Consider the following 22,142-nt stretch of genomic DNA (forward strand, 5'->3'; position numbering starts at 1 on the left):
CCTCGGCAGCCGGCGGGCGTCACCCCACCTCATGAATGCCCCTCACTGCAAAGTCGTCGATGGCCTATCCGGACACCTATTACGCCCGCACCCTGACCGACCGGAAGACGCGGCCCCCGCTCAAAGGCGAGACGCGATGTGACGTGGCCGTCGTCGGCGCCGGATTGGCCGGGCTGACGACAGCGCTGCAGCTGGCGCGCGCCGGATTGCACGTCGTCGTGCTGGAAGCCCAGGTCGCCGGTTTCGGCGCTTCGGGACGCAATGGCGGCTTCGTCACGCCCGGCTTCGCCACCGGCGGCGACACTATCGCCGCACGTGTCGGCGGGGAGGCAGCGCGCGATCTGCACCGGCTGTCGATCGAAGGCATGGAATTCGTGCGCGACACCATCGAAGCGCTCGGAATATCGGCCGCCCAGCCGCGTGCCGGCCTGCTCAGCGTCTTGCGCTACGACGGCGGCGATGCGCTGAAGGCCTATGCCGACCAGATGGCACGCGACCATGGTTACGAGCTTCAATATCTGCGCGGCGAAGATGTGCGCGCGGTGCTGAAGTCGGCTCGCTACCACCAGGGCCTGCGCGACCCGAACGCCTTTCACATCCATCCGCTCAACTATCTGCGTTGCCTGGCCGACGAGATCGAGCGGCTGGGCGGCAAGATCCATGAGAGTTCCGAGGTCGTGCAATGCGACCTGTCGGGACCGCAAAAGATGCTGCGCACGAGCCAGGGCACGCTTCGGGCGCCCCAGATCGTGCTCGCGACCGGCGGCTATACCGGCCCGGTGTTCGGCCAGCTCTACCGCGCCTTTCTGCCCATCGCGACCTATGTGATGGTTTCCGAGGCGGCTCCCCGCCTCATCGCGCAAGCCGTCGCCACCACCGATGCCGTCGGCGACAACAGGCGGGCCGGCGACTATTATCGTCTGGTAGAGAGCGGCAATCGCCTTTTGTGGGGCGGGCGCATCACCACGCGTGCCGCTTCCGCCGACGCGCTGGCGCGAGAATTGCGCCGTGAAATGGTCGGCACCTACCCGCAGCTCGCCGGCCTCAAGACCGAATTGGCCTGGTCGGGGCTGATGTCCTATGCCCGGCATCTGATGCCCCAGATCGGGGAGCTGCAATCGGGCGTCTGGTACTGCACCGCTTTTGGTGGCCATGGCCTCAACACCACGGCGATTGCTGGAAAAATTGTCGCCGAGGGCATTCTGGGCGCTTCGGACCGGTATCGGCAATTCGCGCCATTCGGACTGAGCTGGGCCGGCGGCGCCGGTGGCCTGGCCGCCGCGCAGCTCACCTACTGGAAATTGCAGGCGCAGGACTGGTGGCGGGAACGCCGCGCCACCACCAAGGACAAGGTGACGGCATGATCGGCAGGCTGATGCTCTCCCATCCAGCGCTTGCCCGCCACGCGGCGGCAGCGCTTTTTCCCGCGCTGCTGGCCGCGGCCCTCTACGCCATGGGCATCAAGTCGAGCTGGATCGGCTCGGTGATGCCGCTTGCATCCGACTGGTTGCAGGCCAATCCAGCCTTGTCGCGCGCCCTCTCGGCCGTGTTGATCGCGCTCCTGGTTCTGGTGAATTGCAAGCTGCTGCTGCTCCTGCCCCGACGCCAGCAGATCGCTGGCGTCTGGATCGAGCTGTTCGCGCTGCTGATGCTGTTCTTCTATTCCTTCGACCTCTCCTTTGCCTTCATTGCCAGGAAGGTCGGCTTCCTGATCACCCAGGGCGTCACCACGACGCTTTACATTTCGGCGATCTCGATTCTCATCGCGACGACCATCGCGCTTGTCGGGGCCATCGCCAAACTGACCGGCAACGGCATCGTCTACGGGCTGGCCACCTTCTACACGTCGCTGTTTCGCGGCCTGCCATTGCTGATGCAGATCTACATCATCTATCTCGGCCTGCCGCAGGTCGGCTATGTGATCGGCGCGGTGCCGGCCGGCATCGTGGCGTTGTCGCTGTGTTATGGCGCCTACATGACCGAGATCTTCCGCGCCGGCATCGAAAGCATCCCGCGCGGCCAAAGCGAAGGCGCCACGGCGCTCGGCCTGAGCCCCGGCCAGACCATGGCGCTGGTCATCCTGCCGCAGGCCATGCGCGTCATCATCCCGCCGACCGGCAACCAGTTCATCGCCATGCTGAAGGATTCCTCGCTGGTGTCGGTCGTCGGCGTCTGGGAGATCATGTATCTCGCCCGCACGATGGGCCAGACGGAGTTCCGCCATATCGAGATGCTGATCACGGCCTCGATGATCTACTGGATCCTGTCGATCGCGCTGGAATTCGGCCAGGCCTATCTCGAACGGCGCTTCGGCCGATCGGACCGCTAGGTAGGTTTGACGCCTAAAATCAGCGCGGCTGCGATGCCTCGGCCTTCAGCCGCACAAGCTGGTCGCGCTGCAGGTCGAGCGCGGCGGTGACGAAGCGCCGAATGGTGGCAAGCTCGGCGTCGCCGCCGTGCTGGTGCGCATCGCCCTCTACGGCTTTTGAGCCTCTGCCGGCGCCATCCTTGGCGTCGGCAGAACGGGTGGTGATCCGAGCAGGGACGACGACTGCGCTCAGACCGTGACCACCTTGCTCAGGTGCTCACCCAGCCGGCAGGCGAGCGCGGTGATCGTCGTCGTTGGATTGGCTTGTCCCGACGTGCAAAAGACCGAAGAGCCGCCGACATAGAGATTGTCCATGCCATGCACCTTGCAGTTGGCGTCCACCACGCTCCTGGTGACGTCGGTGCCCATGCGCGTGCCGCCCATATGATGGTGGCCCGCCGTCTCTTCGTTGGTCGGATAATCGTCGCCCTTCGAGATCCAGTCGGCAATGCGCACCCGGCCCAGGTTCTTCTGGGCAAGCGTCGTGCCGAACAGCCTTAAGCCTTCGAGAAGGGTGCGGCGTTCCAGTTCCGATTTCTTCCAGTGCAGTTCGATGCGCGGCACGCCGGCATGGTCGACCTCGGTCTTCGACAGCTCGATCTGGTTCGAAGCCAGCGGCGCCTGTTCCCAGGCGACATAAAGCTGAGCGGCGCAACGCAGGTTCTGGTCGAGCTTGCCCGACACCCATTCCGCCATGTGCGGCGCTGTACAGGCAAGATCAGCGATCAGGCTCTTGACGCCCGGATAGGGAGTCTCGATCAGCCTGATGCCGAAATTCATGATCCTGAGCCGTTCCATCGCGGCAGCCATCGGCGAGAAGAAGGCCTCCTTGACGGCATCGACCTCGAACGCGCCGTCGTCGGCCAGGATGGCGTTGCCGCCCTCGAAGGTCGGATGCTCCATCCAGTAGCGGCCAAGCGCCGTCGCGTTCGGCACGACGCCGCCGTTGGAGCGCCGGTTGGACCACAAAAGCAGCCGGGAATTCTCCAGTCCGCCGGTGCAGACGATGAAATAGTCGGCGCTGAACGAGCCGGCGTCCTGCCCGTTGGACCATAATCTGGCGCCGGTCACGCGTTTGCCATCTCCGGCAAGCTCGGTGGCGTAGGTGTTGAGCACGACGGCGATGTTTTTGCTCTGGTCGAGTTGGTCGCCGAACTTTTCTGCAAACCGGACCGCCGGGCTCTTGATCAGCTGCACCCAGCGAATGTCGTCCGAGATCGGCACATCTGGCCGGAAATCGGGAAGGTCGAGGATATCGCGCACTTCCGCAAGATAGGGTTCGATGTCGGCGCGCCGGATAGGCCAGCCGGTGTCCGGTGCCCAGGCTTTCGGCTCGAAATCCTGTTTGTCGAGCACGCGACACCAACCGGCCCAGTGATTGGAACTGCCGCCCATGAACCGCAACCGCGTGATATCGAGATCGAAGTAGGAATCGCCGACCGTCGTGCCGCGGTAGAAATCCTGCGACTCGTCGCTGAATTCCCGCGAGCCGGCTTCCAGCACCACGACCGGGATGCCGGCCGCGCCAAGTTTCCTGGCGATCGTGGTGCCGGCGGGGCCGGAACCAAGGACACAGACCTTTGGCGCGAAATTGGCGGCGCGATACGCCTCGTAGCTGTCGAAGATCATGCCAGGTCGCTCCGCTTCAGGATCCAGCCATTGACCTCGACGATCTCGTCGGGATTGGCCCGGGATGAACCGGCATGGGTGGCGTCGGCATCAGGCAGCTTGCGGAACAAGGACAGGGCAGGCAGGGCGATCAGCGCCTGCACGAGCGTGCGGCGCGACATTTTTTTGATCAAGAAACTCATGGCAGGCCTCTCGGCTGGGACTTCGATGCGCGTATGACATTCCCCGAACGGCACACGCATCGTCACGGAAGCCAGTATCGTGCCAAGCATGGCCTCAAGGCGGTAAAAAGCCTGACAAGCGGCACAACCGGATGCAAACAGGGTTAGAGATTTCTTAACCGGCCGGGTGTGCTGGCCAACCCGCTCATGCGGCTTCGGAAATGTCGGTATCGAGGATCGTCAGGTTGCGGCCCGCATGCTTGGCCTGGTAGAGGCGCCGGTCCGCAGCGCGCATCAGGTCCGATACGTTGACATCCTCGCCGCACACGGTGCCGCCGATGCTGACGGTCAACGGAATGGTTCGCTCATCGACAGGCCGGAAGCGGATCAGCTCGACCTCGCGACGGATTCGTTCGGCAACGCGCTTGGCCTCCTGTTCCGTGGCTCCGGTCAGAAACGCGCCGAACTCCTCGCCGCCGATCCGGCCGAGCACGTCGCCGCTGCGCACGCCGCGCTCGATGGCGCTCGCGATCAACAGCAGCGCGTCGTCCCCGGTCAGGTGACCGAAATTGTCATTGATCTTCTTGAAATGATCGGCGTCGATGATCAGCAGCGCGCCGCGGTCGGACTTGCGCCGGGAGCCGTCCAGCGCGGCAAAGAAGCTTTCCCGGTTGAGCATGCCGGTCATGTCGTCGCGGCTCGCCTTTTCCGCCAGGCGGCGGTGCGCCGCGGCGAGTTGGGCATGGGCACGGGCCAATTCGCGATGGGCATTTTTCAACCTGTCGCTCTGCCAGAACGTGCCGGCGCATGCCGTCCAGGCAAGGACGAGCGGACAGACCGTCGACGTCAGCCAGATCGTGCGCGTGATAGGGAATCCCATCGCTGGGACGATGATCAATGTCAGCAGGAGCGAGGCAGCGACGGAGGCGAAGGCGATGGCGGCGGATTTGAGAATAATGCTGTTCATCGCGGGCTCCCCACAGGACTTGTCTCTGTGCCAGCAAGCCCTGAAGGCCACCTTTCCGGGATGGCTAAAATTTGAATCGTGAGGCCATTTCCGCCACTCTCGACGCGCATAAGTTGTGGATAAAGTCCCTTTCAGAATCCCTGTTTCATGCCATAAGGAGCGCATGAGCACGCTTCCCGATCCCGCCCGCTTCGCCCATGTCACCGACTGGGTGTTCGACCTCGACAACACGCTCTACCCGCATCACTCGAATTTGTTCTCCCAGATCGACGTCAAGATGACCGCCTATGTCGGGGAACTGCTGGCGCTGCCGCGCGAGGAGGCGCGCAAGCTGCAGAAGGAGCTCTATCGCGAATACGGCACGACGCTGAACGGGCTGATGACGCGCCACGGCATCGATCCCGACGACTTTCTGGAGAAGGTCCATGACATCGACTATTCGTGGCTGGTGCCCGATCCTGTTCTCGGCACCGCCATCCGCCAGCTTCCCGGCCGCAAATTCATCTTCACCAATGGCGACCGCAGGCATGCCGAGCGCACCGCGCGCCAACTTGGCATCCTCGACCATTTCGACGACATTTTCGATATCGTCGCTGCCGGCCTCAATCCCAAGCCGGCGCGCCAGACCTACGAGAAGTTCGCCGAACTGCACGCCGTCACCGGCCACAATGCGGTGATGTTCGAGGACCTCGCCCGCAACCTGGCCGTGCCGAAGTCGCTGGGCATGACCACGGTTCTCGTGGTGCCGCGCAATTTCGAGCCGACCTTCTCGGAAATCTGGGAACGCGACCCGGCGCAGGAAGACGACGTCGACTACGTCACCGACGATCTCGCGGAATTTTTGACAGGAATAGTGAGTAGTGAGTAGTGAGTAGTGAGTAGTGAGTAGTGAGTAGTGAGTAGTGGAGGAGCACACCTTTCGCTCGCTCACTACTGACTAATCCCTACTCACTAATTCCCACTGCCTACTCACTCACTCACTCCCTAGCTTGTAGAAGCGGCTGATGATGCCCCAGGCTTCGTCGGCTGTGTCGACGAAATCGATGATGTCCTGGTCGCCCGGGCTGATCGTGCCCTGCTCGGCGAGGAAGTCGAGGTCGATCGCCCGCTTCCAGAAGGACTTGCCGAACAGGATCACCGGCACGCGCTCCATGCGTCCGGTCTGGATCAGCGTCAGCGTCTCGAAGAACTCGTCCATCGTGCCGAAGCCGCCGGGAAACACCGCCACGGCCTTGGCGCGCATGACGAAGTGCATCTTGCGGATGGCGAAATAGTGGAAGTTGAAACAGAGCTCCGGCGTCACATAGGGGTTCGGCGCCTGCTCGTGCGGCAGCACGATGTTGAGCCCGATCGACGGCGCGCCGACATCATCGGCGCCGCGGTTTCCCGCTTCCATGACGCCCGGACCGCCACCGGTCACCACCACATATTCGCGATAATATGACGTGGCCGACTGCTGCGAGCAGAGGCGGGCGAATTTGCGCGCCTCCTCGTAATATTTGCTGTTTTCCTCAAGGTTCTTCTTCTGCATCTCGTTCTTGGCCGCCCAGGCCTCGCCGCCGGGCTCCGGCAGGCGCGCGCCGCCGAACAGGATCACGGTCGAACGAATGCCGCGCTCGGCGAGGATCATTTCCGGCTTCAGCAGTTCCAGTTGCAGCCTGACGGCGCGCAGCTCGCGCCGGGTCATGAAGTCGGGATCGTTCCAGGCCAGGCGGTAGGTCTCGGCCCGCGTTTGCGGCGTGTCCGGCACGCTTTTCGACCGCTCCAGATCCTCATCCGAGTGCGGCAGCGGCGTCCATCCCGCCTTTTCCATGGGAGTCATCGAATCCACCCGTCCATTCCTTTACTTGCGCCGTCCCATGACGCTGGCGCGATTGACCCCCATTCCACCTTAACATAGGGTCCGCGCGACTTTTAAACAGGTTAAGGCGCAGCCCTTAACAGCTTGGTAATGGAGCAAATTCATGTCGAAGCCCGATCTGGCGAGCCTCGAAAAGACCATCGACAGGGCCTTCGAGGAACGCGACGCCATTTCGACCGCGACCCGCGGCGAGGTGCGCGACGCCATCCAGTCGGCACTCGACCTGCTCGACCGCGGCACCGCCCGCGTCGCCGAGCGGCAGGCCGACGGCAAGTGGCATGTCAACCAGTGGCTGAAGAAGGCGGTGCTGCTCTCCTTCCGGCTCAATCCGATGGAGATTATCAAGGGCGGCCCCGGCGAGGCCGTGTGGTGGGACAAGGTGGCGTCCAAGTTCGACGGCTGGGGCGCCGTCGATTTCGAGAAGGCGGGCTTCCGCGCCGTGCCGTCGTCGATCGTGCGCCGTTCGGCCTATGTCGCGCCGGGCGCGGTTTTGATGCCGTCCTTCGTCAATGTCGGCGCCTATGTCGATAGCGGCACCATGGTCGATACCTGGGCCTCGGTCGGCTCCTGCGCCCAGATCGGCAAGAACGTCCACCTTTCGGGCGGCGTCGGCATCGGCGGCGTGCTGGAGCCGATGCAGGCCGGCCCCACCATCATCGAGGACAATTGCTTCATCGGGGCGCGTTCCGAAGTGGTCGAGGGCTGCATCGTGCGCGAAGGCTCCGTTCTGGGCATGGGCGTCTTCATCGGCCAGTCGACCAAGATCGTCGACCGCGCCACCGGCGAGATCTTCTATGGCGAGGTGCCGCCGAATTCCGTGGTCGTCGCCGGCTCGCTACCGGGCAAGGCATTTCCAAACAACGAGCCAGGCCCAGGTCTCTACTGCGCCGTCATCGTCAAGCGGGTCGACGCCAAGACCCGGTCCAAGACCTCAATCAACGAATTGCTGCGCGATTGATCTTTCCGCCGGGCAGGCGCACCTTCCGCCGGCGCGACAATCGGCCGCGCTGGTTCAACTGGAGGGGTGACATGGACTGGAAATATCTGCTCACAAGCTTTGATGGCCGTATCAACCGGGGCAAGTTCTGGGCTGGCATCGGCGTATTCATCGTTATCGGCATTATTGCTTTCATTCTCGATGCGATCCTCGGCACGCGTTTCACCACGGCCAGCGGTGCCCAGATCGGCATCATCGGCATCCTCTTCGCGCTGGCATCGATCTATTTCGCGATTGCCCTCTATGCCAAACGCTGGCACGACCGCAACAAGTCGGGCTGGTGGACGCTGATCGGCTTCGTACCCGTCATCGGCGGCATCTGGCTGCTGGTCGAACTCGGCATTCTCGAAGGCACCAGGGGTGCCAATCAATATGGATCGGACCCGCTTGCCTGAAAGATCGGATCTCAACTGGCTTTTCTTCAAGACCTCGGGCCGCGTCAGCCGCGCGGCCTATTTTCTCGGCGGGTTGCTCGTCGCCATCATCCAGGCGTTTCCGCTGTACCGCTTCACGCTGGTGCCGGAGGGTTCGGCCGAGAGCAACATGTGGTCGTTCATCTTCTTCATCGCCTTCATCGCCTCGCTGTGGTCGAACATCGCGCTGGCGGTGAAGCGGCTGCACGACCTCGACAAGCCGGGCATCGCCGCGCTGATCCTGTTCGTGCCGGTCGTCTCGATCGTCGCCTTCCTTGTGTTGTGCCTGTTTCCAGGGCAGCCTGGACCCAACCGTTATGGCCGGCGCACCAACGAGCCGGCAGAATCAAAGAAATAGAGCATGACGTCGTCGGAAAACCGCTTCACACTTTTCGGCATCATGCCCTAGGGGGCCGATCGGATCGCCATGCGCTACCGCACGCTTGATCCGAAACTGATCATCGAAACCGCCGAGCGGCTGGAAGGGCGTGTGGCCGACCGTTTTCCGGAGGCCGGGTTGCGCGGCGTTGCCGCCGAACTTGTGTCGCTGTCGCGCGATCTGGCCAAGGCCGCCAAGGCCCTGGAAGCGCCTATATGGTGGCTGCGTGGCATCATCGTCGCCTCCGTCACCGCGGGCGCGCTGATCTTCCTGTTCGTCGGCACCATCCTGCCGCTCATTCACATCTCCCAGGCCGACGACGCGGTCCAGTCGGTGCAAGGCATCGAAGCCACGATCAACATGATCATCCTCGCCGTGCTCGGCTTCCTGGCCCTGATCCGCACCGAGGAGCGCATCAAGCGCAAGCAGGTGTTTCGCCAGTTGCACGGCCTCAGATCGCTGATCCATGTCATCGACATGCACCAGTTGACCAAGGATCCGGCGGCGCTGTCGGCCAGCTTCAAGCCGACGGCGCATTCGCCGGCCCGTCTCACCAATGCCGCGGATCTCGCGCGCTATCTCGACTATTGCTCCGAAATGCTGTCGATCACCGGCAAGATCGCGGCGCTGTTCGCGCAATCCGTCAATGACGCCGTCGTCATCGACGGCGTCAACGACATCGAGAACCTGGCGTCCAACCTGTCGCGCAAGATCTGGCAGAAGATCACGTTGATCGACGGCCGGACGGCGGCGCCACAACCTTCTCCGGCACCAGGCTTGGCGAGCCAAGCCGCTCGGCTTCCGCCGCGCGCACCAGCGCGCTGATAAGCTGGACCGTCGGCGCCGGCGTACCGGCTTTTTCAGCGAGCCGCAAAACAGCGCCCTGCAAGTCGTCGATCTCGGTCGACCGGCCACGCTGCAGATCGTCCCACATCGACGAGCGCGCCTCGGGATCGATCGCCAGCATGCGCCGGGCCAGGAGCTTGAACAGCCAGTCGGGCAACCTGAGCACCTTCGGCAGCAGCGTCGGGCGCAGGCCGGCGATCCGCGCCGGCTCGATGCCGGAGGTTTTCATCGCCAGCAAGGCCTCGTCGATCTGGCTGGCCAGGATCAGCCGCCAGCGCCGGTCAGCGAGTTCAGTTGCCAGCGGCAGGCCCGACAGCGCCACCAGCGCATTGTTCAGGTTCATCAGAAGCTTGCCCCACAGCACGGCCTTCATATCGCCACGCGTTTCGACAGCCAGGCCTTCGGTGTCGAGAAGGTCGGCAAGGCCGACATTGCCTTCTTCGACCATAACCTTGCCGTCGCTGGCGCGGTGGACGCGCAACGGCAGCTCTCCATCGGCTGATTGCACGACATTGAACGGCACCATGCCAGCCAGCACCGTTCGCGGGCCAAGCACCGCGCGCAGCCTGTCGGCGTTGTCGACGCCGTTCTGCGGGCTCACCACCACGGCATCGGGACGGGCATGGGCCTTGATGAGTGCCGCCATTTCCCGCGTCGCGCCGCTCTTGACGGTGACCAGGATCACATCGGCCCCCGGCAAGGACGCGGCCGGATCGGCGGTGACGGCAAGCTCTGCCGGCTTGATCAGGCGATCGCGGCCCTCGAGGTCGCTGACGCGCAATCCGCCCTGCCGGAGCGCTGCCTCGATGCGCGGCCTGGCAAGCAGGACAACCCGCCGCCCGGCGAGCGCCAGGCAGCCGCCGGCATAACACAATGCTGCCGGCGCCGGCGATGACGATCCTCTTTTCGCCGTTTGCCATCTCTTACTCCGCATCAGCCAGAACTATACGACATGAAAACCATAATGTCGGCGGTATCGTCGGCCATTGGCTTGGCCCTATGTCTGGCCGTGACAGGCCATTCGCTTTCGACTATCGCTTTTGCCATGACGCTGCCGACTGACCCCGCCGCAAACCTTGCCTCTCTCATCCGCTGTGCCTCGGTGACACCAGCCGAAGGCGGCGCGCTGAGCGCGCTGGAGGCGATGCTGAAGCCGCTCGGCTTCCTGGTCGATCGGCCGGTGTTCTCCGAAGACGGCACGCCCGACATCGAGAACCTCTATGCACGGCGCTCCGGCAATGGCCCGCATCTGATGTTCGCGGGTCATACCGACGTGGTGCCGGTCGGCGACGAAGCCGCCTGGACGCATCCGCCTTTCGCCGCCGATATCGCCAATGGCGAAATGTATGGCCGCGGCGCGGTCGACATGAAGGGCGGCATTGCCTGCTTCATCGCCGCGGTGGCGCGCCACATCGAGGCGAATGGCGGCCCGAAGGGCTCGGTCTCGCTGCTGATCACCGGCGACGAGGAAGGGCCTGCCATCAACGGCACGGTCAAGCTGCTCGAATGGGCCGCGTCCAAAGGCGAGAAATGGGACGCCTCGATCGTCGGCGAGCCGACCAATCCGGACACGCTCGGCGACATGATCAAGGTCGGCAGGCGCGGCTCGATGTCGGGTAGCATCACCGTCAATGGCCGCCAGGGCCATGCCGCTTATCCGCAGCTTGCCGACAACCCGGTGCGCGGCCTGATGGGCCTGGTGGACGCCTTGCTGCATCCCGTCTTCGACAAGGGAACCAAGGATTTCCAGCCGACCAACCTCGAGGTGACCTCCATCGATGTCGGCAACCCGGCCACCAACGTCATTCCCGCCAAGGCAACCGCCACCTTCAACATCCGCTTCAACGACAGCTGGACGGCCGAGACGGTCCAGGCGGAAATCCGCAACCGCCTCGATCAGGCGGCTGGGCGCAAGAAATACCGGCCGGGCAAGAAGACGCCAGTCGACTATGAGCTGGTCTGGCGCGACCGGCCGAGCCACGTCTTCCTGACCCGCGACGACAGGCTGGTCGAGACGCTGAGCGGCTCGGTCAAGGCGGTGGTCGGCAAAAAGCCGGCGCTATCCACCTCCGGCGGCACATCGGATGCGCGCTTCATCAAGGATTATTGCCCGGTGGTCGAATTCGGCCTGGTCGGCAAGACCATGCACATGGTCGACGAGCGCGTGGCCATCGCCGATCTGGAAACGCTGACGCGGATCTACCAGCGCTTCATCGACGACTGGTTCGGACAGGGCTGATCAGCATGCTTTCGGCGGACGAAACCCAAGCTTCGCTGACCGGCGCCTGGCGGCTGATGCTCGGCAAGGCCGACGGCCTGCGCCTGCTCGACCTCACGGCCGACGGCTTCTGGAATTCGTTCTTCGCCATCATCGTCGCGGCACCGGCGCTGATCGTCGGCTGGGTCGGCATCGCCAACGAGATCGGCGATCCCGATGCCTTCGCCGGCCGCTTCAGCATGCTGGTGCGACTGGCGACAGTCGATATCGGCTCCTGGGTACTGCCGCTGGTGGCGCTCGCCTTGGTGGCGCGGCGCGCCGGCATTGGCGGGCGCTTCGTCCACTATGTCGTGGCCAGCAACTGGGCCTCGGCGATCACCGCCTGGCTGATGCTGCCTTCGGCGCTGATCAGGCTTTTCCTGTCCTCGGCAAGCCAGGTCTCGAGCCTTGTGTCGCTGCTGTTATTTTCCCTGTCGATGGTGCTAACCTGGCGCATGACCAACGCGACGATCGGCAGGGGCGCTGCCTTCGGCACCGCAGTTTTCGTCGGCATGTTCGTCGCTTCGCTGCTGGTCCTGTTCGGACTGCAGATGCTGCTTGGCATCTCCGTGCCGGACGATGTCGGGGCCCAGAGCCTTTCCGGGCTTTATCCTGGATAGAACCAGGGTTCTACCCGGCAGAACCAGGGTTCTACCCGGGATAATCGACGCCGATGAGAAAAAGCCCGTCGGGCGGCGCTACCTGCCCGCAGGCGGCGCGGTCTCGCGCCTCGAGCGCCGCCTTGAGGTCGCCCGATGTCCAGCCGCCGTCGCCGACCCGCTTCAGCGAGCCGACCATCGAGCGCACCTGGTTGTGCAGGAAGGATCGTGCAGATGCCCTCACCTCGATCAGATCATCGCCCGCCCGGCTCACATCGAGCCGCTCCAATGTCCTGATCGGGCTGTTGGCCTGGCACTGCGTCGAGCGGAAGGTGGTGAAGTCGTGCCGGCCGAGCAGGAGCTTCGCCGCCTCGTGCATGGCGGCGGCATCGAGCCGCTTCGGCACCCACCACACCTTACCCTTTTCCAGCGCCGAGGGCGCCCGCCGGTTGAGGATGCGGTAGAGATAGTGCCGGCCAATGGCGGAGAAACGGGCATCGAAATCGTCCGGGACGATCGTGGCCTTCAGGATGACGATGCGCGCGCCGGCCGCCTGCAGGTGTGCATTGACGGCATCGCGCACCTTGTCGTCGGGCCACGCCCTGGCAAGGTCGACATGCGCCACCTGCGCGGTCGCGTGCACGCCGGCATCGGTGCGGCCGGCGGCGCGCAGCCGGACCGCCTCGCCGCAGAATTTCTCGATCGCCTGCTCGATCGCCTGCTGCACCGAAGGCTGGTCGGCCTGATGCTGCCAGCCGGCAAACAGGCTGCCGTCATATTCGATATCGAGGCGAAAACGCGGCATGCCGGTCGGCTATACGCCCCCGCCTAGGCGGCGAGAGCGGTGAAGGCGGAGGCGTAGACCAGCCTGCCGGCTTCGGGAGCGTCGCCCCAGGCCAGCGCCTGCAGCGCCTCGCCCTGGTATTCGCTCTCGAACTTTTCGGCGCGGGCGTGGCTATAGCCGAAACGGCCGTAATAGGCCGGATCGCCCAGCACGACGGCCAGTGTCTCGCCGGCGTCCTTGAGCCGGATATGAGCCTCGCGGATCAAGGCGCCGCCGATGCCGGAGCCGTGAAAGGAAGGCTCCACCGCCAGCGGGGCAAGCGCCACGGCGGCAAAACTCTTGCCGCCGCTCTGCACGAACAGCCGTGAGAACAGGATATGGCCGACGGCCTGGCCGTCCTCTTCCGCCACCAGTTCGACGACGGCGTCACCGCCGGTCACCAACGCGTCGACCAGTCCGGCCTCCGTCTGCTGGCCGAAAGCGTGTTCCTCGACGAGGCGGATGGCCTCGCGGTCCCGCGGCGTCGCCGCGCGTATCGACATCATGCTCATGAGAATTTCAGTCCTTTTTCGATCTTGGCTCCGCGCAGGAATTCCGACGCGGCGGCGGGCTTTCCGCCCGCACGTTGAACTTCGACCAGCCTGACCGCGCCTTTTCCGCAGGCGACCGTCAGCCGGTCATCGAGAATTCCTCCCGACTCGCCCAAATCTTCCGAAGGCGACACGCCTTCGGATAGCGTCGAGCGAAGCAGTTTCAGCCGTTCCATACGGCCGCCAATTTCAATCTCGGACCAGGCGCCGGGAAACGGCGACAGGCCACGAATATGGTTGTGAACCTCGGCCGCGGGCCGTGTCCACTCCACGCGCGTCTCGGATTTATCGATTTTCCTGGCGTAAGTCACCCCTTCGGCCGCCTGCGCGGTAAATGCCAGGGTGTTCTGTTCCAGCCGCGCCAACGCTTCCACCATCAGGGCAGCGCCGACACTCATCAACCGATCATGCAGATCGCCGGCTGTCATATCGGGGCCGATGGCGCATTTTTCAACCAGTCCCACCGGGCCGGTATCCAGCCCCGCCTCCATGCGCATCACCACCATGCCGGTCTCGGTATCTCCAGCCATGATGGCGCGCTGGATGGGCGCGGCGCCACGCCAGCGCGGCAAAAGCGATGCGTGGCCGTTGACGCAGCCAAGCCGGGGTGCGTCAAGAATTGCCTTGGGCAACAGCAATCCATAGGCGACGACCACGGCGATATCGGCGCCCAGGTCGGCAAAAGCGGCCTGCTCGGCCTCGCTTTTCAACGATGCCGATGCACGCACCTCGATGCCAAGCCGCCCGGCCTCGCGCTGCACCGGTGACGGCGTCAGTTCCAACCCGCGCCGGCCGGCGGCGCGCGGTGGCTGCGTGTAGACGGCTGAAATCTCGTGGCCAGCCTCGGCGATGGCGCGCAGCGTCGGCACCGAAAACTCCGGCGTGCCCATGAAGATGACGCGAAGGGGCATTGCCCTATCCCACCAGCTTGCCTGGCGCCTTGTCCCTGGCGAGCTTCTTGAACTTCTTCACCACCATGTCGCGCTTCAGCTTCGAGATGTGGTCGATGAACAGCACGCCGTTGAGGTGGTCGATTTCGTGCTGCAGGCAGGTTGCCATCAGCCCCTCGGCCTCGATCTCCTGCAGCTTGCCGTCACGGTCCAGATATTTGACCCTCACCGAAGCCGGGCGCTCGACCTCGGCATAGTAATCAGGGATCGACAGACAGCCTTCCTCGTAGACGGACCGCGCGGCGGCGCTTTCGAGAATTTCCGGATTGATGAAGACATGTGGCGCCGGGGCTTCGTCTTCCTTGGCGAGATCGATCACCAGCATGCGCAGGGGCTCGCCGACCTGGATTGCCGCCAACCCGATGCCGGGTGCGTCATACATGGTCGCCAGCATATCTTCGGCAAGTTTGCGCACCGGCGCGTCGACGCGCTCCACCGGCTTGGAGACCTGGCGCAGGATGGGATCGGGAAGAATGATGAGCGGCTTGATCGGCATGGCGTTTCACCTAAGACCTCAATAGAAAGGCGTCAACCGGTGCGCCTGCGCCTCGTTCACGTTTTGATCTGTGCCAGACCGCCGAATCGGCTATGCTGTCCACATGAATGATCTGAGCACCATCCTTTCGGAGCCCGCCGCACGGCTCGGCGCCTCGACTATCACGCTCGGCCACGTCTTGGCCGTCGCCACATTGCTGTTTCTCGGCTTGTTCGTGGCGCTCGTCATCGCGCTGTGGCGCTCGGCCAAGGCGCGCGCGGTCGCCGCAGCGGAAGCCGCCGACCATGCCCGCGACGCCGAGGCGCGGATGGCCGGCATTCTGCAATCCCAGGCCGAGATGCAGGGCCGCATGGGCGCCATCGCCGAAGTGTTCGGCGCCCGCCAAGCCGAATTGACGCAGTCGATCGGCCAGCGGCTCGACGCCATGACCGGCCGCATCGGCCAGACCATGACCGAGCAGACCAAGTCCACGCATGAGAGCCTCGCGAAACTGCAGGAGCGGCTGGCGGTCATCGACACCGCGCAAGGCAACATCCAGTCGCTGGCCGGCCAGGTCGTGCAGCTGCAGGCGATCCTCTCCAACAAGCAGACGCGCGGCGCCTTCGGCCAGTCGCGCATGGAGGCGATCGTCGCCGACGGCCTGCCGCACGGCGCCTACGAATTCCAGGCGACGCTGTCGAACGGCAGCCGGCCGGACTGCCTGGTGAAAATGCCGAACGGCGCGCCGTCGCTTGCCATCGATGCCAAATTTCCCCTGGAAGCGTGGAATGCCATCCGGGCCGCCGATAACGCCGACCTGCAGAAGGTCGCGGCCCAGGCCTTCCGCCGCGATATCGAGGTCCATATCCGCGACATTTCGGAAAAATACCTGCTCCAGGGCGAAACCCAGGACACCGCCTTCATGTTCGTGCCGTCGGAATCGGTGTTCGCCGAAATCCACGAGAATTTCGAAGCGGTTGTCCAGAAGGCGCACCGTGCCCGCGTCATCATCGTCTCGCCTTCGCTCTTGATGCTGTCGATCCAGGTCATCCAGGCGATCCTCAAGGATGCGCGCATGCGCGAGCAGGCGCATCTGATCCAGGGCGAAGTCATCAGGCTGATGGAAGACGTCCAGCGTGTCGACGAGCGGGTGCGCAAATTGCAGGGCCATTTCGGCCAGTCGGCCAAGGACATCGAAGACATACTCGTCTCGACCTCGAAGGTGACCAAGCGTGGCCAGAAGATCGAGGCGCTGGAATTCGGAGAAGGCGAGCCCGATGCCCCGCGCGGCGGCGCCCCTGCCAAGGTGGAGGCCGCACCGCGCGCTGCCGATTCAAAGACCGGGCAGCTGAGATTGAGGGTCGTCGAAGGCGACGACTGAACGCTACTGCTCTTCGACCGTCGTCATACCCTCGAATTCCGGAAGCCAGTGCAGCGCCGACCGATGCCATTTCTGGTGTCTCGGGACCAGGTTCTGGCGCTGCCGCGAGGTCCCGACCCTGATCCCATAGACCTTCGGACCGTCGCCGACCGATGTCGCATAGAGATGCGAGCCGCAGTCGGCACAAAAAGCCTGCGTTCGCTTGGCGCCGCTCGCCACGGTCTTGATGTAGATCTTCGGTTCGCCGCTGGTGATCCGGTAGTGATCCTCCGTCGCAGGAACGGTAACGCGAAATGCCGTACCGGTCAGTTGCTGGCAATCGGTACAATGGCAGATCGAGGTCTTCTCCGGGTCGACCTCCGCCTCATAGGTGATGGCGCCACAATGGCAGCCGCCGTCGATCTTCATTGTCATTCCTCCAACTTCGATCGGCTGATTTTAGCGGCACGGAGACCCGAGGCAACGGCGGGGCGCTGGTCCAGAGGCCAGAATCCCGAAAAGTGCACCGCGGTGTCGCAAAGTTCGTACTCGAATCTATCCGGACGCGGATTCGATCAGCTTGCGCCGCTTTTCCCAGGTGCCTGACGTCTGCGGCTTGACGAACAGCCGCGTGATCTCAGGCATCTCCTTCTTCAACCGCGCCTCGATGCGCTCGACACAGGCCTCGATCTCCGGCGCCGACAAATGGTCCTCGAATTCGATGCTCAGGCCGGCGACGATTTCTTCCGGACCCATATGCACCGTCAGCACGCCGTTCGCCCGCTGCACCGCCGGATCCTGCTGGACGATCGCCAGCACCTTCCTCTGCACCTCGGGTGAGGCCGGCTCGCCGATGAGCAGGCCCTTGCTTTCACGCGCCAGGAAGATTGCCGTCGTGCCGAGGATGAGCGAGATGCCGATCGAGGCGGCGCCGTCGAGTTCGGGCATCTCGAAAATCTCCGCCGCCAATATGCCGGCAAAGGCGACGGCCAGGCCGAGAAGGGCGGCACTGTCTTCGAACAGCACGGTATAGACGCTCGGATCCTTGCTCGATTGCACGGCTTGCAGCCAGCCCTGCTTGCCCTTCTGCTTGCGGAATTCCTTCAGCGCCACCAGCCAGGAGCTGCCTTCGAACAGGAAGGACAGGCCGAGAACGATGTAGTTCACCCTAGCGTTGGCGACCGGCTCCGGCGCCATGATGTGGATGATGCCCTCGTAGAACGACACGCCGGCGCCCAGCGCGAAAACCAGAAGGGCGACGATGAAGCTCCAGAAATAGAGTTCACGGCCATGGCCGAGCGGGTGCGAGCTGTCCGCGGGGCGTGCCGCCCGGTGCATGCCGTAGAGCAGCAGGCCGCCATTGCCTGTATCGACCAGCGAATGCACGCCTTCCGACAGCATGGCCGAACTGCCGGTGAAAAAGGCGGCGGCGAATTTGGTCAACGCTATGGCGAGATTGCCGGCGAGCGCCGCGTAGATGACCGTTCTGGAGCCGCCGTGTCCAGCCATGCAGGTTCTATCCCCTTCGAGGCAGTGTAGCGGCTCTGCCGCGGAGTTGCACAGCCATCACAACGCGCCAATCGTCGGGTCGTTCAATGTGTTCGAAACCTGCTGACGGGAAGGCCGGCTATTCCTGGATCTCGTCGGTCCACACTTTGAAGCCCGCAAGCAACCCTGGCCCGAAGATATGGGTTAGCGGCACATCCGCCGCGTCGCGGCCGGAGGCGATCAGGATGCGGCCGATGCGTGGCGCGTTGTTGCGCGGATCGAAAGCGTGCCAGCGGCCGCCGAGATAAACCTCCATCCAGGCGCAGAAATCCATGCTCGCCCAAGGCTTCGGCATGCCGATGTCGCTGATGTAGCCTGTGCAGTAGCGCGTCGGGATATTGAGTGCCCGGCAAAACGTGACGGCAAGATGCGCGAAATCGCGGCACACGCCGCTCCGTTCGCGCCAGGCTTCCGCGGCGGTGCGCGTCACCCGTGCGTTGCCGTAGTCGAAGACGATGTGGTTGTGGACGAAATCGCACACCGCCTGCACGCGCGGGATGCCTGATGGCATATGGCCGAACAGCCGCCATGCCTCGCTTGCCAAGAGGTCGCTTTCGCAAAACCGGCTGGGCAGCAGGAACAGCAGCGTTTCAGCCGGCAGGTCGCGCACCTCATGCTGCCACGCCATCAACTCGCCCATCTCGAACGTGCCGGAGTCGCGGATCACCGCATCCGTACCGAAAGTGAAACGCCCGGGCGGGGCGACGAGCCGGTTGCACCAGTTGCCGAAACTGTCGCGATAACTCTCAATCGGCACTGGCGGGTTGGAGGTCAGGAAATCCGGGCGCTCAAGATCGGAGGCGCGGGAATAGTGGACACTGAGCATTGCGATGAGCGGTGTTTCCTGCGGAAAGTCGAAGCTCATCTCGCAGCCGATATGGATCCGCATTGTCGTCCTGACCGGCCTGCCTGACGATCACCCGGCGGTGCACGGGTCGATGCTGCAGCGCGAAGACAAGCATGGCATGGACTGCCGGGGTTTACGAGCAATTAGAAACCGGTTGAAAGCGGCCTGCCGGCGCTGGCAGCAGGCACTCGCCTCTTGCAGTCTGGCGTTTGTCTTGTTTCACTCCGTTTCCCGCAAATGGAGGAACGAATCATGGCTAAAGGTGCGATGAAGGCAGGCAAGGAAGCCCGCAAACCAAAGAAAGACGCCAAGAAGCCTGTAGCCGCTCCGGCCCTGAAGGCGCCGCCGGTCAAGGCGACGAGGATCAAGGAAAAGTAGATATCGCCAAGCGTGCATGGATTTCACCGGCGGCGTCCGACATGCCGCCGGCGAATTGTTGATTGGGCGTTCAGACACCCTATATCGACGATGCGGGGACGACCTCGCATTTCCCGAAATCCGGTTGGGACGGCCCGCCCATTGTTTGATTGAGCATCCGAAGACCTTTCGGCCGGATGTTCTGGATGGAGCGTTCCGATGCCATGGGTTCTTCTGTTCTTCGCCGGCCTGTTCGAAATCGGCTGGGCGATCGGGCTCAAATATACCGACGGCTTCACCAGGCTTGTTCCGACCGTGCTCACGGTCGCGTCGATGATCGTCAGTTTGACCTTGCTTGGCCTGGCGCTGAAGACCCTGCCTGTCGGCACAGCCTATGCGGTGTGGACCGGTATCGGCACCGTCGGCACGGCGCTGCTCGGCGTCTGGCTGCTGGGCGAGCCCGCGACGGCGATCAGGCTCGGCTGCATCGCGTTGATCGTCAGCGGTATCATGGGGCTGAAATTCGCGGCCTGAATGGCCTGTCCACCGCTGACGCTATCGACCGAGCTGACATCCATGAATCGACATCCCTGAATGCAGGGAGGCTTCCCGTGGGCAACAGCGACAAACGCGAAAAAGGGCCGCGCCTTGCGCGTCCCTCATTCATCATCCATCGAGGCGAGTGCGCTCTTAGCGACCCGTAAAGCCGGGCGGTGTCCTGCCGGTGCGCTGCTTGCGTGCCGCATAGCGTGCGTCGCGCTTTGCCTTGCGCTCGGCTTCATCGGCAAGCAAACGAGCGATACGCTCGTTCTCTTCAGCTTCCCGAAGCTTGGCATCCGCTTGCGCTGCCTCTTCGGCGGCAATGCGCGCAGCTTCGGCTGCTGCCTCACGCTCGGCTTTCTCAATCGCCTCGCGTGCCAGCTTTTCCTGCTTCAGCTTGGCCTTCTCGGCCTCGCGGATCTCACGAGCCGCAAGGATCGCCTTGCGTTCGGCCTGTCGTGCCAGCACCGCGGGATCGTCTGCTGCCGGCTTTGACTTGAAGCGCTCCAGAAGCGCCTTCTTTGCCTCGGTCGCGGCATTGCGCCGCTCGAAAATGTCTTTTTCCCTGTAGATAGCCAAGTCCACTTCCTTGAAGTCTATTCGCGACGCTTACATACGCGCGAAAACCGGGAGTTCAAGCGCCAAAACGGCATGCCAGCCATGAAATTCCGGGATGTTGCACCCGGGAGACGCATTTTCCGCCGAAATCGACATGCACTGTTCACCAGCCAGCCTCTGGCGGCGCGACGGACGCGTCGCTACCTCTGGAGCATGATGCCGAAAAGGGGGAAGCGGTTTTCGGACGATATCATGCTCTATCTATCTCTTCGATTTAGGGTCGGATTCAGATTTCAGGTCGAACAGAGCTGAAATCATCCGACCCTAGCGCAACAATCAACACACTGGGATGACGTCCAAATGGAACTCGGTCTCTACACTTTTGCCGATGTGAGCCCTGTGCCGGGTCCCGGCGCCATCGGTCCGCATGAGCGGCTGCGCAACCTGATCGAGGAGATCGAACTTGCCGACCAGGTCGGGCTCGACGTCTTCGGCCTCGGCGAACACCACCGGCCGGACTATGCCGCCTCGGCACCGGTCGTGGCTTTGGCCGCGGCGGCGGAGCGTTCGAAGCGCATCAAGCTGACCAGTGCGGTGACCGTATTGTCCTCCGACGATCCGGTGCGCGTTTTCCAGCAGTTTTCCACGCTCGACCTTCTGTCGGGCGGCCGCGCCGAGATCATGGCTGGGCGAGGTTCGTTCATCGAATCCTTCCCGCTATTCGGCTACAACCTCGAAGACTATGACGAGCTGTTCGCCGAAAAGCTCGACCTGCTGCTGGCCATCCGCGATCAGGTGAAGGTTACCTGGTCGGGTAGGCTGCGCGCGCCGATCAACGATCGCGGCGTCTATCCCAGGCCCTTCCAGGACAGGCTGCCGGTCTGGATCGCCATTGGCGGAACGCCGCAATCGGCCGCTCGGGCGGGCGCGCTCGGCCTGCCGCTGGCGCTTGCCATCATCGGCGGCGAACCGGCGCGCTTCGCGCCGCTGTTCGACCTCTACCGTGAGGCCGCCAAGCGCGCTGGCGGCGATCCGACGGGGTTGGCGACCAGCATCAACGTGCATGGCTTCATCGCCGACACGACCGAGCAGGCGGCGGACGACTTCTACGGCCCCCAGGCCGAGGTGATGAACCGCATCGGCCGTGAGCGCGGTTGGGGTCCGACATCGCGTGCGCATTTCGACCAGTCGCGTGGTCCCGACGGCGCGCTGTTCGTCGGCAATCCGGAGCAGGTGGCGGAAAAGATCGTGACCCAGCACAGGGTGTTCGGTAATGACCGCTTCCTGCTGCAGATGGCGATCGGCACCATGCCGCACGCCAAGATCATGAAGGCGATCGAGCTCTACGGCACCAAGGTGGCGCCGATCGTACGCAAGGAAACCGCGAAATCCGCGCCGACCGTGGCGGCGCCTGTCGCGTGAACTTAAGGAGGCCCGCGAGCCTCGTTCCATGAGCCCTGGATGAGGATGCTTATCGCGTTGCCCGGTGTAGGGCCGCATCCATCATCGCGGCATGATGGATTTCGGTCGCCTCGTCGGCTGGGAACATGCATGCGATGCGCAGTTCCTGGGCGGCGACGGTTTGGGGGGTGCCGACCGGCCTGCTCCCGTACCAGGCCCGCCACCTGCCCGGACTCAATTACACGGCATGTAATC

The 22,142-nt window shown here is 63.7% G+C and carries 25 protein-coding genes and 1 pseudogene; 13 read left to right on the plus strand and 13 right to left on the minus strand.

Going from position 1 to position 22,142, the window contains the following annotated elements:
- The first annotated feature begins 59 nt into the window (after positions 1-59).
- Positions 60-1,364 carry an NAD(P)/FAD-dependent oxidoreductase gene (locus LB555_RS13210; protein WP_224683031.1) on the plus strand — a complete coding sequence of 435 codons (1,305 nt, stop codon included), beginning with the start codon at positions 60-62 and terminating at the stop codon, positions 1,362-1,364.
- Positions 1,361-2,329, plus strand: a complete 969-nt coding sequence (locus LB555_RS13215) for an amino acid ABC transporter permease (RefSeq protein ID WP_140660141.1) — start codon at positions 1,361-1,363, stop codon at positions 2,327-2,329. Before LB555_RS13210 ends, LB555_RS13215 begins: the two co-directional genes overlap by 4 nt.
- Positions 2,330-2,557: 228 nt before the next feature.
- On the opposite strand, the gene LB555_RS13220 is transcribed toward LB555_RS13215, so the two are convergent.
- From LB555_RS13220 to LB555_RS13230, 3 genes are all read right to left on the minus strand, one after another.
- Positions 2,558-3,997 (minus strand): GMC oxidoreductase, encoded by a 1,440-nt coding sequence (locus LB555_RS13220; RefSeq protein ID WP_140711697.1) that lies wholly within the window; start codon positions 3,995-3,997, stop codon positions 2,558-2,560.
- Entirely contained in the window at positions 3,994-4,179 is a 186-nt protein-coding gene (locus tag LB555_RS13225) for a hypothetical protein (protein ID WP_140615216.1), read from the minus strand. The genes LB555_RS13220 and LB555_RS13225 overlap by 4 nt, the downstream gene beginning before the upstream one ends.
- A gap of 184 nt (positions 4,180-4,363) precedes the next feature.
- Entirely contained in the window at positions 4,364-5,125 is a 762-nt protein-coding gene (locus LB555_RS13230) for a GGDEF domain-containing protein (RefSeq protein WP_224641912.1), read from the minus strand.
- 163 nt (positions 5,126-5,288) lie between these two features.
- Here LB555_RS13230 and LB555_RS13235 point away from each other — a divergent pair, with 163 nt between their 5' ends.
- Complete coding sequence (locus tag LB555_RS13235) at positions 5,289-5,993, plus strand: pyrimidine 5'-nucleotidase (protein WP_224683032.1); 705 nt, start codon at positions 5,289-5,291, stop codon at positions 5,991-5,993.
- 105 nt (positions 5,994-6,098) lie between these two features.
- Here LB555_RS13235 and LB555_RS13240 read toward each other — a convergent pair whose 3' ends face one another.
- A complete protein-coding gene (locus LB555_RS13240) occupies positions 6,099-6,947 on the minus strand; it encodes an LOG family protein (protein WP_015314426.1) in 849 nt (282 codons plus the stop codon).
- A gap of 142 nt (positions 6,948-7,089) precedes the next feature.
- Between LB555_RS13240 and dapD the strand changes: the two genes are divergently transcribed.
- The 4 genes from dapD (at position 7,090) to LB555_RS13260 (ending at position 9,600) form a co-directional block, all read left to right on the plus strand.
- Positions 7,090-7,944: a 2,3,4,5-tetrahydropyridine-2,6-dicarboxylate N-succinyltransferase gene (dapD, locus tag LB555_RS13245; protein WP_015314427.1), complete on the plus strand. Its 855-nt coding sequence runs from the start codon at positions 7,090-7,092 to the stop codon at positions 7,942-7,944.
- A 71-nt stretch (positions 7,945-8,015) separates the two neighbouring features.
- Positions 8,016-8,378, plus strand: a complete 363-nt coding sequence (locus LB555_RS13250; RefSeq protein ID WP_140711703.1) for a DUF805 domain-containing protein — start codon at positions 8,016-8,018, stop codon at positions 8,376-8,378.
- On the plus strand, positions 8,371-8,754 hold the full coding sequence (locus LB555_RS13255; RefSeq protein ID WP_027143826.1) for a DUF805 domain-containing protein: 384 nt from the start codon (positions 8,371-8,373) through the stop codon (positions 8,752-8,754). The genes LB555_RS13250 and LB555_RS13255 overlap by 8 nt, the downstream gene beginning before the upstream one ends.
- Before the next feature lie 69 nt (positions 8,755-8,823).
- Positions 8,824-9,600: a hypothetical protein gene (locus tag LB555_RS13260; protein ID WP_224683033.1), complete on the plus strand. Its 777-nt coding sequence runs from the start codon at positions 8,824-8,826 to the stop codon at positions 9,598-9,600.
- Here the strand turns inward: LB555_RS13260 and LB555_RS13265 are convergent.
- Positions 9,500-10,541: pseudogene (locus LB555_RS13265) on the minus strand (2-dehydropantoate 2-reductase). The gene LB555_RS13260 and the pseudogene LB555_RS13265 sit on opposite strands and share 101 nt — an antisense overlap.
- A 125-nt stretch (positions 10,542-10,666) precedes the next feature.
- On the opposite strand from LB555_RS13265, the gene dapE reads away from it, so the two are divergent.
- Both dapE and LB555_RS13275 read left to right on the plus strand, forming a co-directional pair.
- On the plus strand, positions 10,667-11,860 hold the full coding sequence (gene dapE, locus LB555_RS13270; RefSeq protein ID WP_224683034.1) for a succinyl-diaminopimelate desuccinylase: 1,194 nt from the start codon (positions 10,667-10,669) through the stop codon (positions 11,858-11,860).
- A gap of 5 nt (positions 11,861-11,865) precedes the next feature.
- Positions 11,866-12,498: a hypothetical protein gene (locus LB555_RS13275; RefSeq protein ID WP_015314433.1), complete on the plus strand. Its 633-nt coding sequence runs from the start codon at positions 11,866-11,868 to the stop codon at positions 12,496-12,498.
- 31 nt (positions 12,499-12,529) lie between these two features.
- On the opposite strand, the gene truA is transcribed toward LB555_RS13275, so the two are convergent.
- From truA to def, 4 genes are read right to left on the minus strand one after another with little or no spacing between them, the layout of a single operon-like run.
- A complete protein-coding gene (truA, locus tag LB555_RS13280) occupies positions 12,530-13,282 on the minus strand; it encodes a tRNA pseudouridine(38-40) synthase TruA (RefSeq protein ID WP_140789939.1) in 753 nt (250 codons plus the stop codon).
- 23 nt (positions 13,283-13,305) lie between these two features.
- Entirely contained in the window at positions 13,306-13,812 is a 507-nt protein-coding gene (locus tag LB555_RS13285; RefSeq protein WP_224683035.1) for a GNAT family N-acetyltransferase, read from the minus strand.
- Positions 13,809-14,762 (minus strand): methionyl-tRNA formyltransferase, encoded by a 954-nt coding sequence (gene fmt, locus LB555_RS13290; protein ID WP_224683036.1) that lies wholly within the window; start codon positions 14,760-14,762, stop codon positions 13,809-13,811. The genes LB555_RS13285 and fmt overlap by 4 nt, the downstream gene beginning before the upstream one ends.
- Before the next feature lie 4 nt (positions 14,763-14,766).
- Positions 14,767-15,297, minus strand: a complete 531-nt coding sequence (gene def / locus LB555_RS13295) for a peptide deformylase (RefSeq protein ID WP_224683037.1) — start codon at positions 15,295-15,297, stop codon at positions 14,767-14,769.
- A gap of 103 nt (positions 15,298-15,400) precedes the next feature.
- On the opposite strand from def, the gene LB555_RS13300 reads away from it, so the two are divergent.
- Positions 15,401-16,657, plus strand: a complete 1,257-nt coding sequence (locus tag LB555_RS13300; protein ID WP_015314438.1) for a DNA recombination protein RmuC — start codon at positions 15,401-15,403, stop codon at positions 16,655-16,657.
- Positions 16,658-16,660: 3 nt separating this feature from the next.
- On the opposite strand, the gene LB555_RS13305 is transcribed toward LB555_RS13300, so the two are convergent.
- The 3 genes from LB555_RS13305 to LB555_RS13315 all read right to left on the minus strand — a co-directional run bounded on the left by LB555_RS13305 (position 16,661) and on the right by LB555_RS13315 (position 19,073).
- Entirely contained in the window at positions 16,661-17,065 is a 405-nt protein-coding gene (locus LB555_RS13305; protein WP_015314439.1) for a GFA family protein, read from the minus strand.
- A gap of 126 nt (positions 17,066-17,191) precedes the next feature.
- On the minus strand, positions 17,192-18,145 hold the full coding sequence (locus LB555_RS13310) for a cation diffusion facilitator family transporter (RefSeq protein ID WP_140711717.1): 954 nt from the start codon (positions 18,143-18,145) through the stop codon (positions 17,192-17,194).
- A 118-nt stretch (positions 18,146-18,263) separates the two neighbouring features.
- Entirely contained in the window at positions 18,264-19,073 is an 810-nt protein-coding gene (locus LB555_RS13315) for a transglutaminase-like domain-containing protein (protein WP_224683038.1), read from the minus strand.
- Positions 19,074-19,283: 210 nt separating this feature from the next.
- Here LB555_RS13315 and LB555_RS29295 point away from each other — a divergent pair, with 210 nt between their 5' ends.
- Together LB555_RS29295 and sugE are read left to right on the plus strand one after the other, a co-directional pair.
- Complete coding sequence (locus tag LB555_RS29295; RefSeq protein WP_015314442.1) at positions 19,284-19,409, plus strand: hypothetical protein; 126 nt, start codon at positions 19,284-19,286, stop codon at positions 19,407-19,409.
- Positions 19,410-19,607: 198 nt separating this feature from the next.
- The gene (gene sugE, locus LB555_RS13320; protein ID WP_224683039.1) at positions 19,608-19,922 is read left to right on the plus strand and encodes a quaternary ammonium compound efflux SMR transporter SugE; all 315 of its coding nucleotides are present in this window, start codon (positions 19,608-19,610) and stop codon (positions 19,920-19,922) included.
- A 156-nt stretch (positions 19,923-20,078) separates the two neighbouring features.
- On the opposite strand, the gene LB555_RS13325 is transcribed toward sugE, so the two are convergent.
- Positions 20,079-20,507, minus strand: a complete 429-nt coding sequence (locus tag LB555_RS13325) for a DUF6481 family protein (RefSeq protein ID WP_015314444.1) — start codon at positions 20,505-20,507, stop codon at positions 20,079-20,081.
- A 339-nt stretch (positions 20,508-20,846) separates the two neighbouring features.
- Between LB555_RS13325 and LB555_RS13330 the strand changes: the two genes are divergently transcribed.
- Entirely contained in the window at positions 20,847-21,908 is a 1,062-nt protein-coding gene (locus LB555_RS13330; RefSeq protein WP_015314445.1) for an LLM class flavin-dependent oxidoreductase, read from the plus strand.
- Positions 21,909-22,142 lie beyond the last annotated feature (234 nt).

It is taken from the genome of Mesorhizobium sp. BR-1-1-10, from assembly GCF_020165595.1.
In the GTDB taxonomy this organism is placed as follows: Bacteria; Pseudomonadota; Alphaproteobacteria; order Rhizobiales; family Rhizobiaceae; genus Mesorhizobium; species Mesorhizobium australicum.

What these genes read in the sequence shown, in the direction of transcription:
- LB555_RS13210 (WP_224683031.1), top strand. Translation starts at nt 60, where the DNA reads ATGGCCTATCCGGACACCTATTACGCCCGCACCCTGACCGACCGGAAG.
- LB555_RS13215 (WP_140660141.1), top strand. Translation starts at nt 1,361, where the DNA reads ATGATCGGCAGGCTGATGCTCTCCCATCCAGCGCTTGCCCGCCACGCG.
- LB555_RS13220 (WP_140711697.1), bottom strand. Translation starts at nt 3,997, where the DNA reads ATGATCTTCGACAGCTACGAGGCGTATCGCGCCGCCAATTTCGCGCCA.
- LB555_RS13225 (WP_140615216.1), bottom strand. Translation starts at nt 4,179, where the DNA reads ATGAGTTTCTTGATCAAAAAAATGTCGCGCCGCACGCTCGTGCAGGCG.
- LB555_RS13230 (WP_224641912.1), bottom strand. Translation starts at nt 5,125, where the DNA reads ATGAACAGCATTATTCTCAAATCCGCCGCCATCGCCTTCGCCTCCGTC.
- LB555_RS13235 (WP_224683032.1), top strand. Translation starts at nt 5,289, where the DNA reads ATGAGCACGCTTCCCGATCCCGCCCGCTTCGCCCATGTCACCGACTGG.
- LB555_RS13240 (WP_015314426.1), bottom strand. Translation starts at nt 6,947, where the DNA reads ATGACTCCCATGGAAAAGGCGGGATGGACGCCGCTGCCGCACTCGGAT.
- dapD (WP_015314427.1), top strand. Translation starts at nt 7,090, where the DNA reads ATGTCGAAGCCCGATCTGGCGAGCCTCGAAAAGACCATCGACAGGGCC.
- LB555_RS13250 (WP_140711703.1), top strand. Translation starts at nt 8,016, where the DNA reads ATGGACTGGAAATATCTGCTCACAAGCTTTGATGGCCGTATCAACCGG.
- LB555_RS13260 (WP_224683033.1), top strand. Translation starts at nt 8,824, where the DNA reads ATGCGCTACCGCACGCTTGATCCGAAACTGATCATCGAAACCGCCGAG.
- dapE (WP_224683034.1), top strand. Translation starts at nt 10,667, where the DNA reads ATGACGCTGCCGACTGACCCCGCCGCAAACCTTGCCTCTCTCATCCGC.
- LB555_RS13275 (WP_015314433.1), top strand. Translation starts at nt 11,866, where the DNA reads ATGCTTTCGGCGGACGAAACCCAAGCTTCGCTGACCGGCGCCTGGCGG.
- truA (WP_140789939.1), bottom strand. Translation starts at nt 13,282, where the DNA reads ATGCCGCGTTTTCGCCTCGATATCGAATATGACGGCAGCCTGTTTGCC.
- LB555_RS13285 (WP_224683035.1), bottom strand. Translation starts at nt 13,812, where the DNA reads ATGAGCATGATGTCGATACGCGCGGCGACGCCGCGGGACCGCGAGGCC.
- fmt (WP_224683036.1), bottom strand. Translation starts at nt 14,762, where the DNA reads ATGCCCCTTCGCGTCATCTTCATGGGCACGCCGGAGTTTTCGGTGCCG.
- def (WP_224683037.1), bottom strand. Translation starts at nt 15,297, where the DNA reads ATGCCGATCAAGCCGCTCATCATTCTTCCCGATCCCATCCTGCGCCAG.
- LB555_RS13300 (WP_015314438.1), top strand. Translation starts at nt 15,401, where the DNA reads ATGAATGATCTGAGCACCATCCTTTCGGAGCCCGCCGCACGGCTCGGC.
- LB555_RS13305 (WP_015314439.1), bottom strand. Translation starts at nt 17,065, where the DNA reads ATGAAGATCGACGGCGGCTGCCATTGTGGCGCCATCACCTATGAGGCG.
- LB555_RS13310 (WP_140711717.1), bottom strand. Translation starts at nt 18,145, where the DNA reads ATGGCTGGACACGGCGGCTCCAGAACGGTCATCTACGCGGCGCTCGCC.
- LB555_RS13315 (WP_224683038.1), bottom strand. Translation starts at nt 19,073, where the DNA reads ATGCGGATCCATATCGGCTGCGAGATGAGCTTCGACTTTCCGCAGGAA.
- LB555_RS29295 (WP_015314442.1), top strand. Translation starts at nt 19,284, where the DNA reads ATGGCTAAAGGTGCGATGAAGGCAGGCAAGGAAGCCCGCAAACCAAAG.
- sugE (WP_224683039.1), top strand. Translation starts at nt 19,608, where the DNA reads ATGCCATGGGTTCTTCTGTTCTTCGCCGGCCTGTTCGAAATCGGCTGG.
- LB555_RS13330 (WP_015314445.1), top strand. Translation starts at nt 20,847, where the DNA reads ATGGAACTCGGTCTCTACACTTTTGCCGATGTGAGCCCTGTGCCGGGT.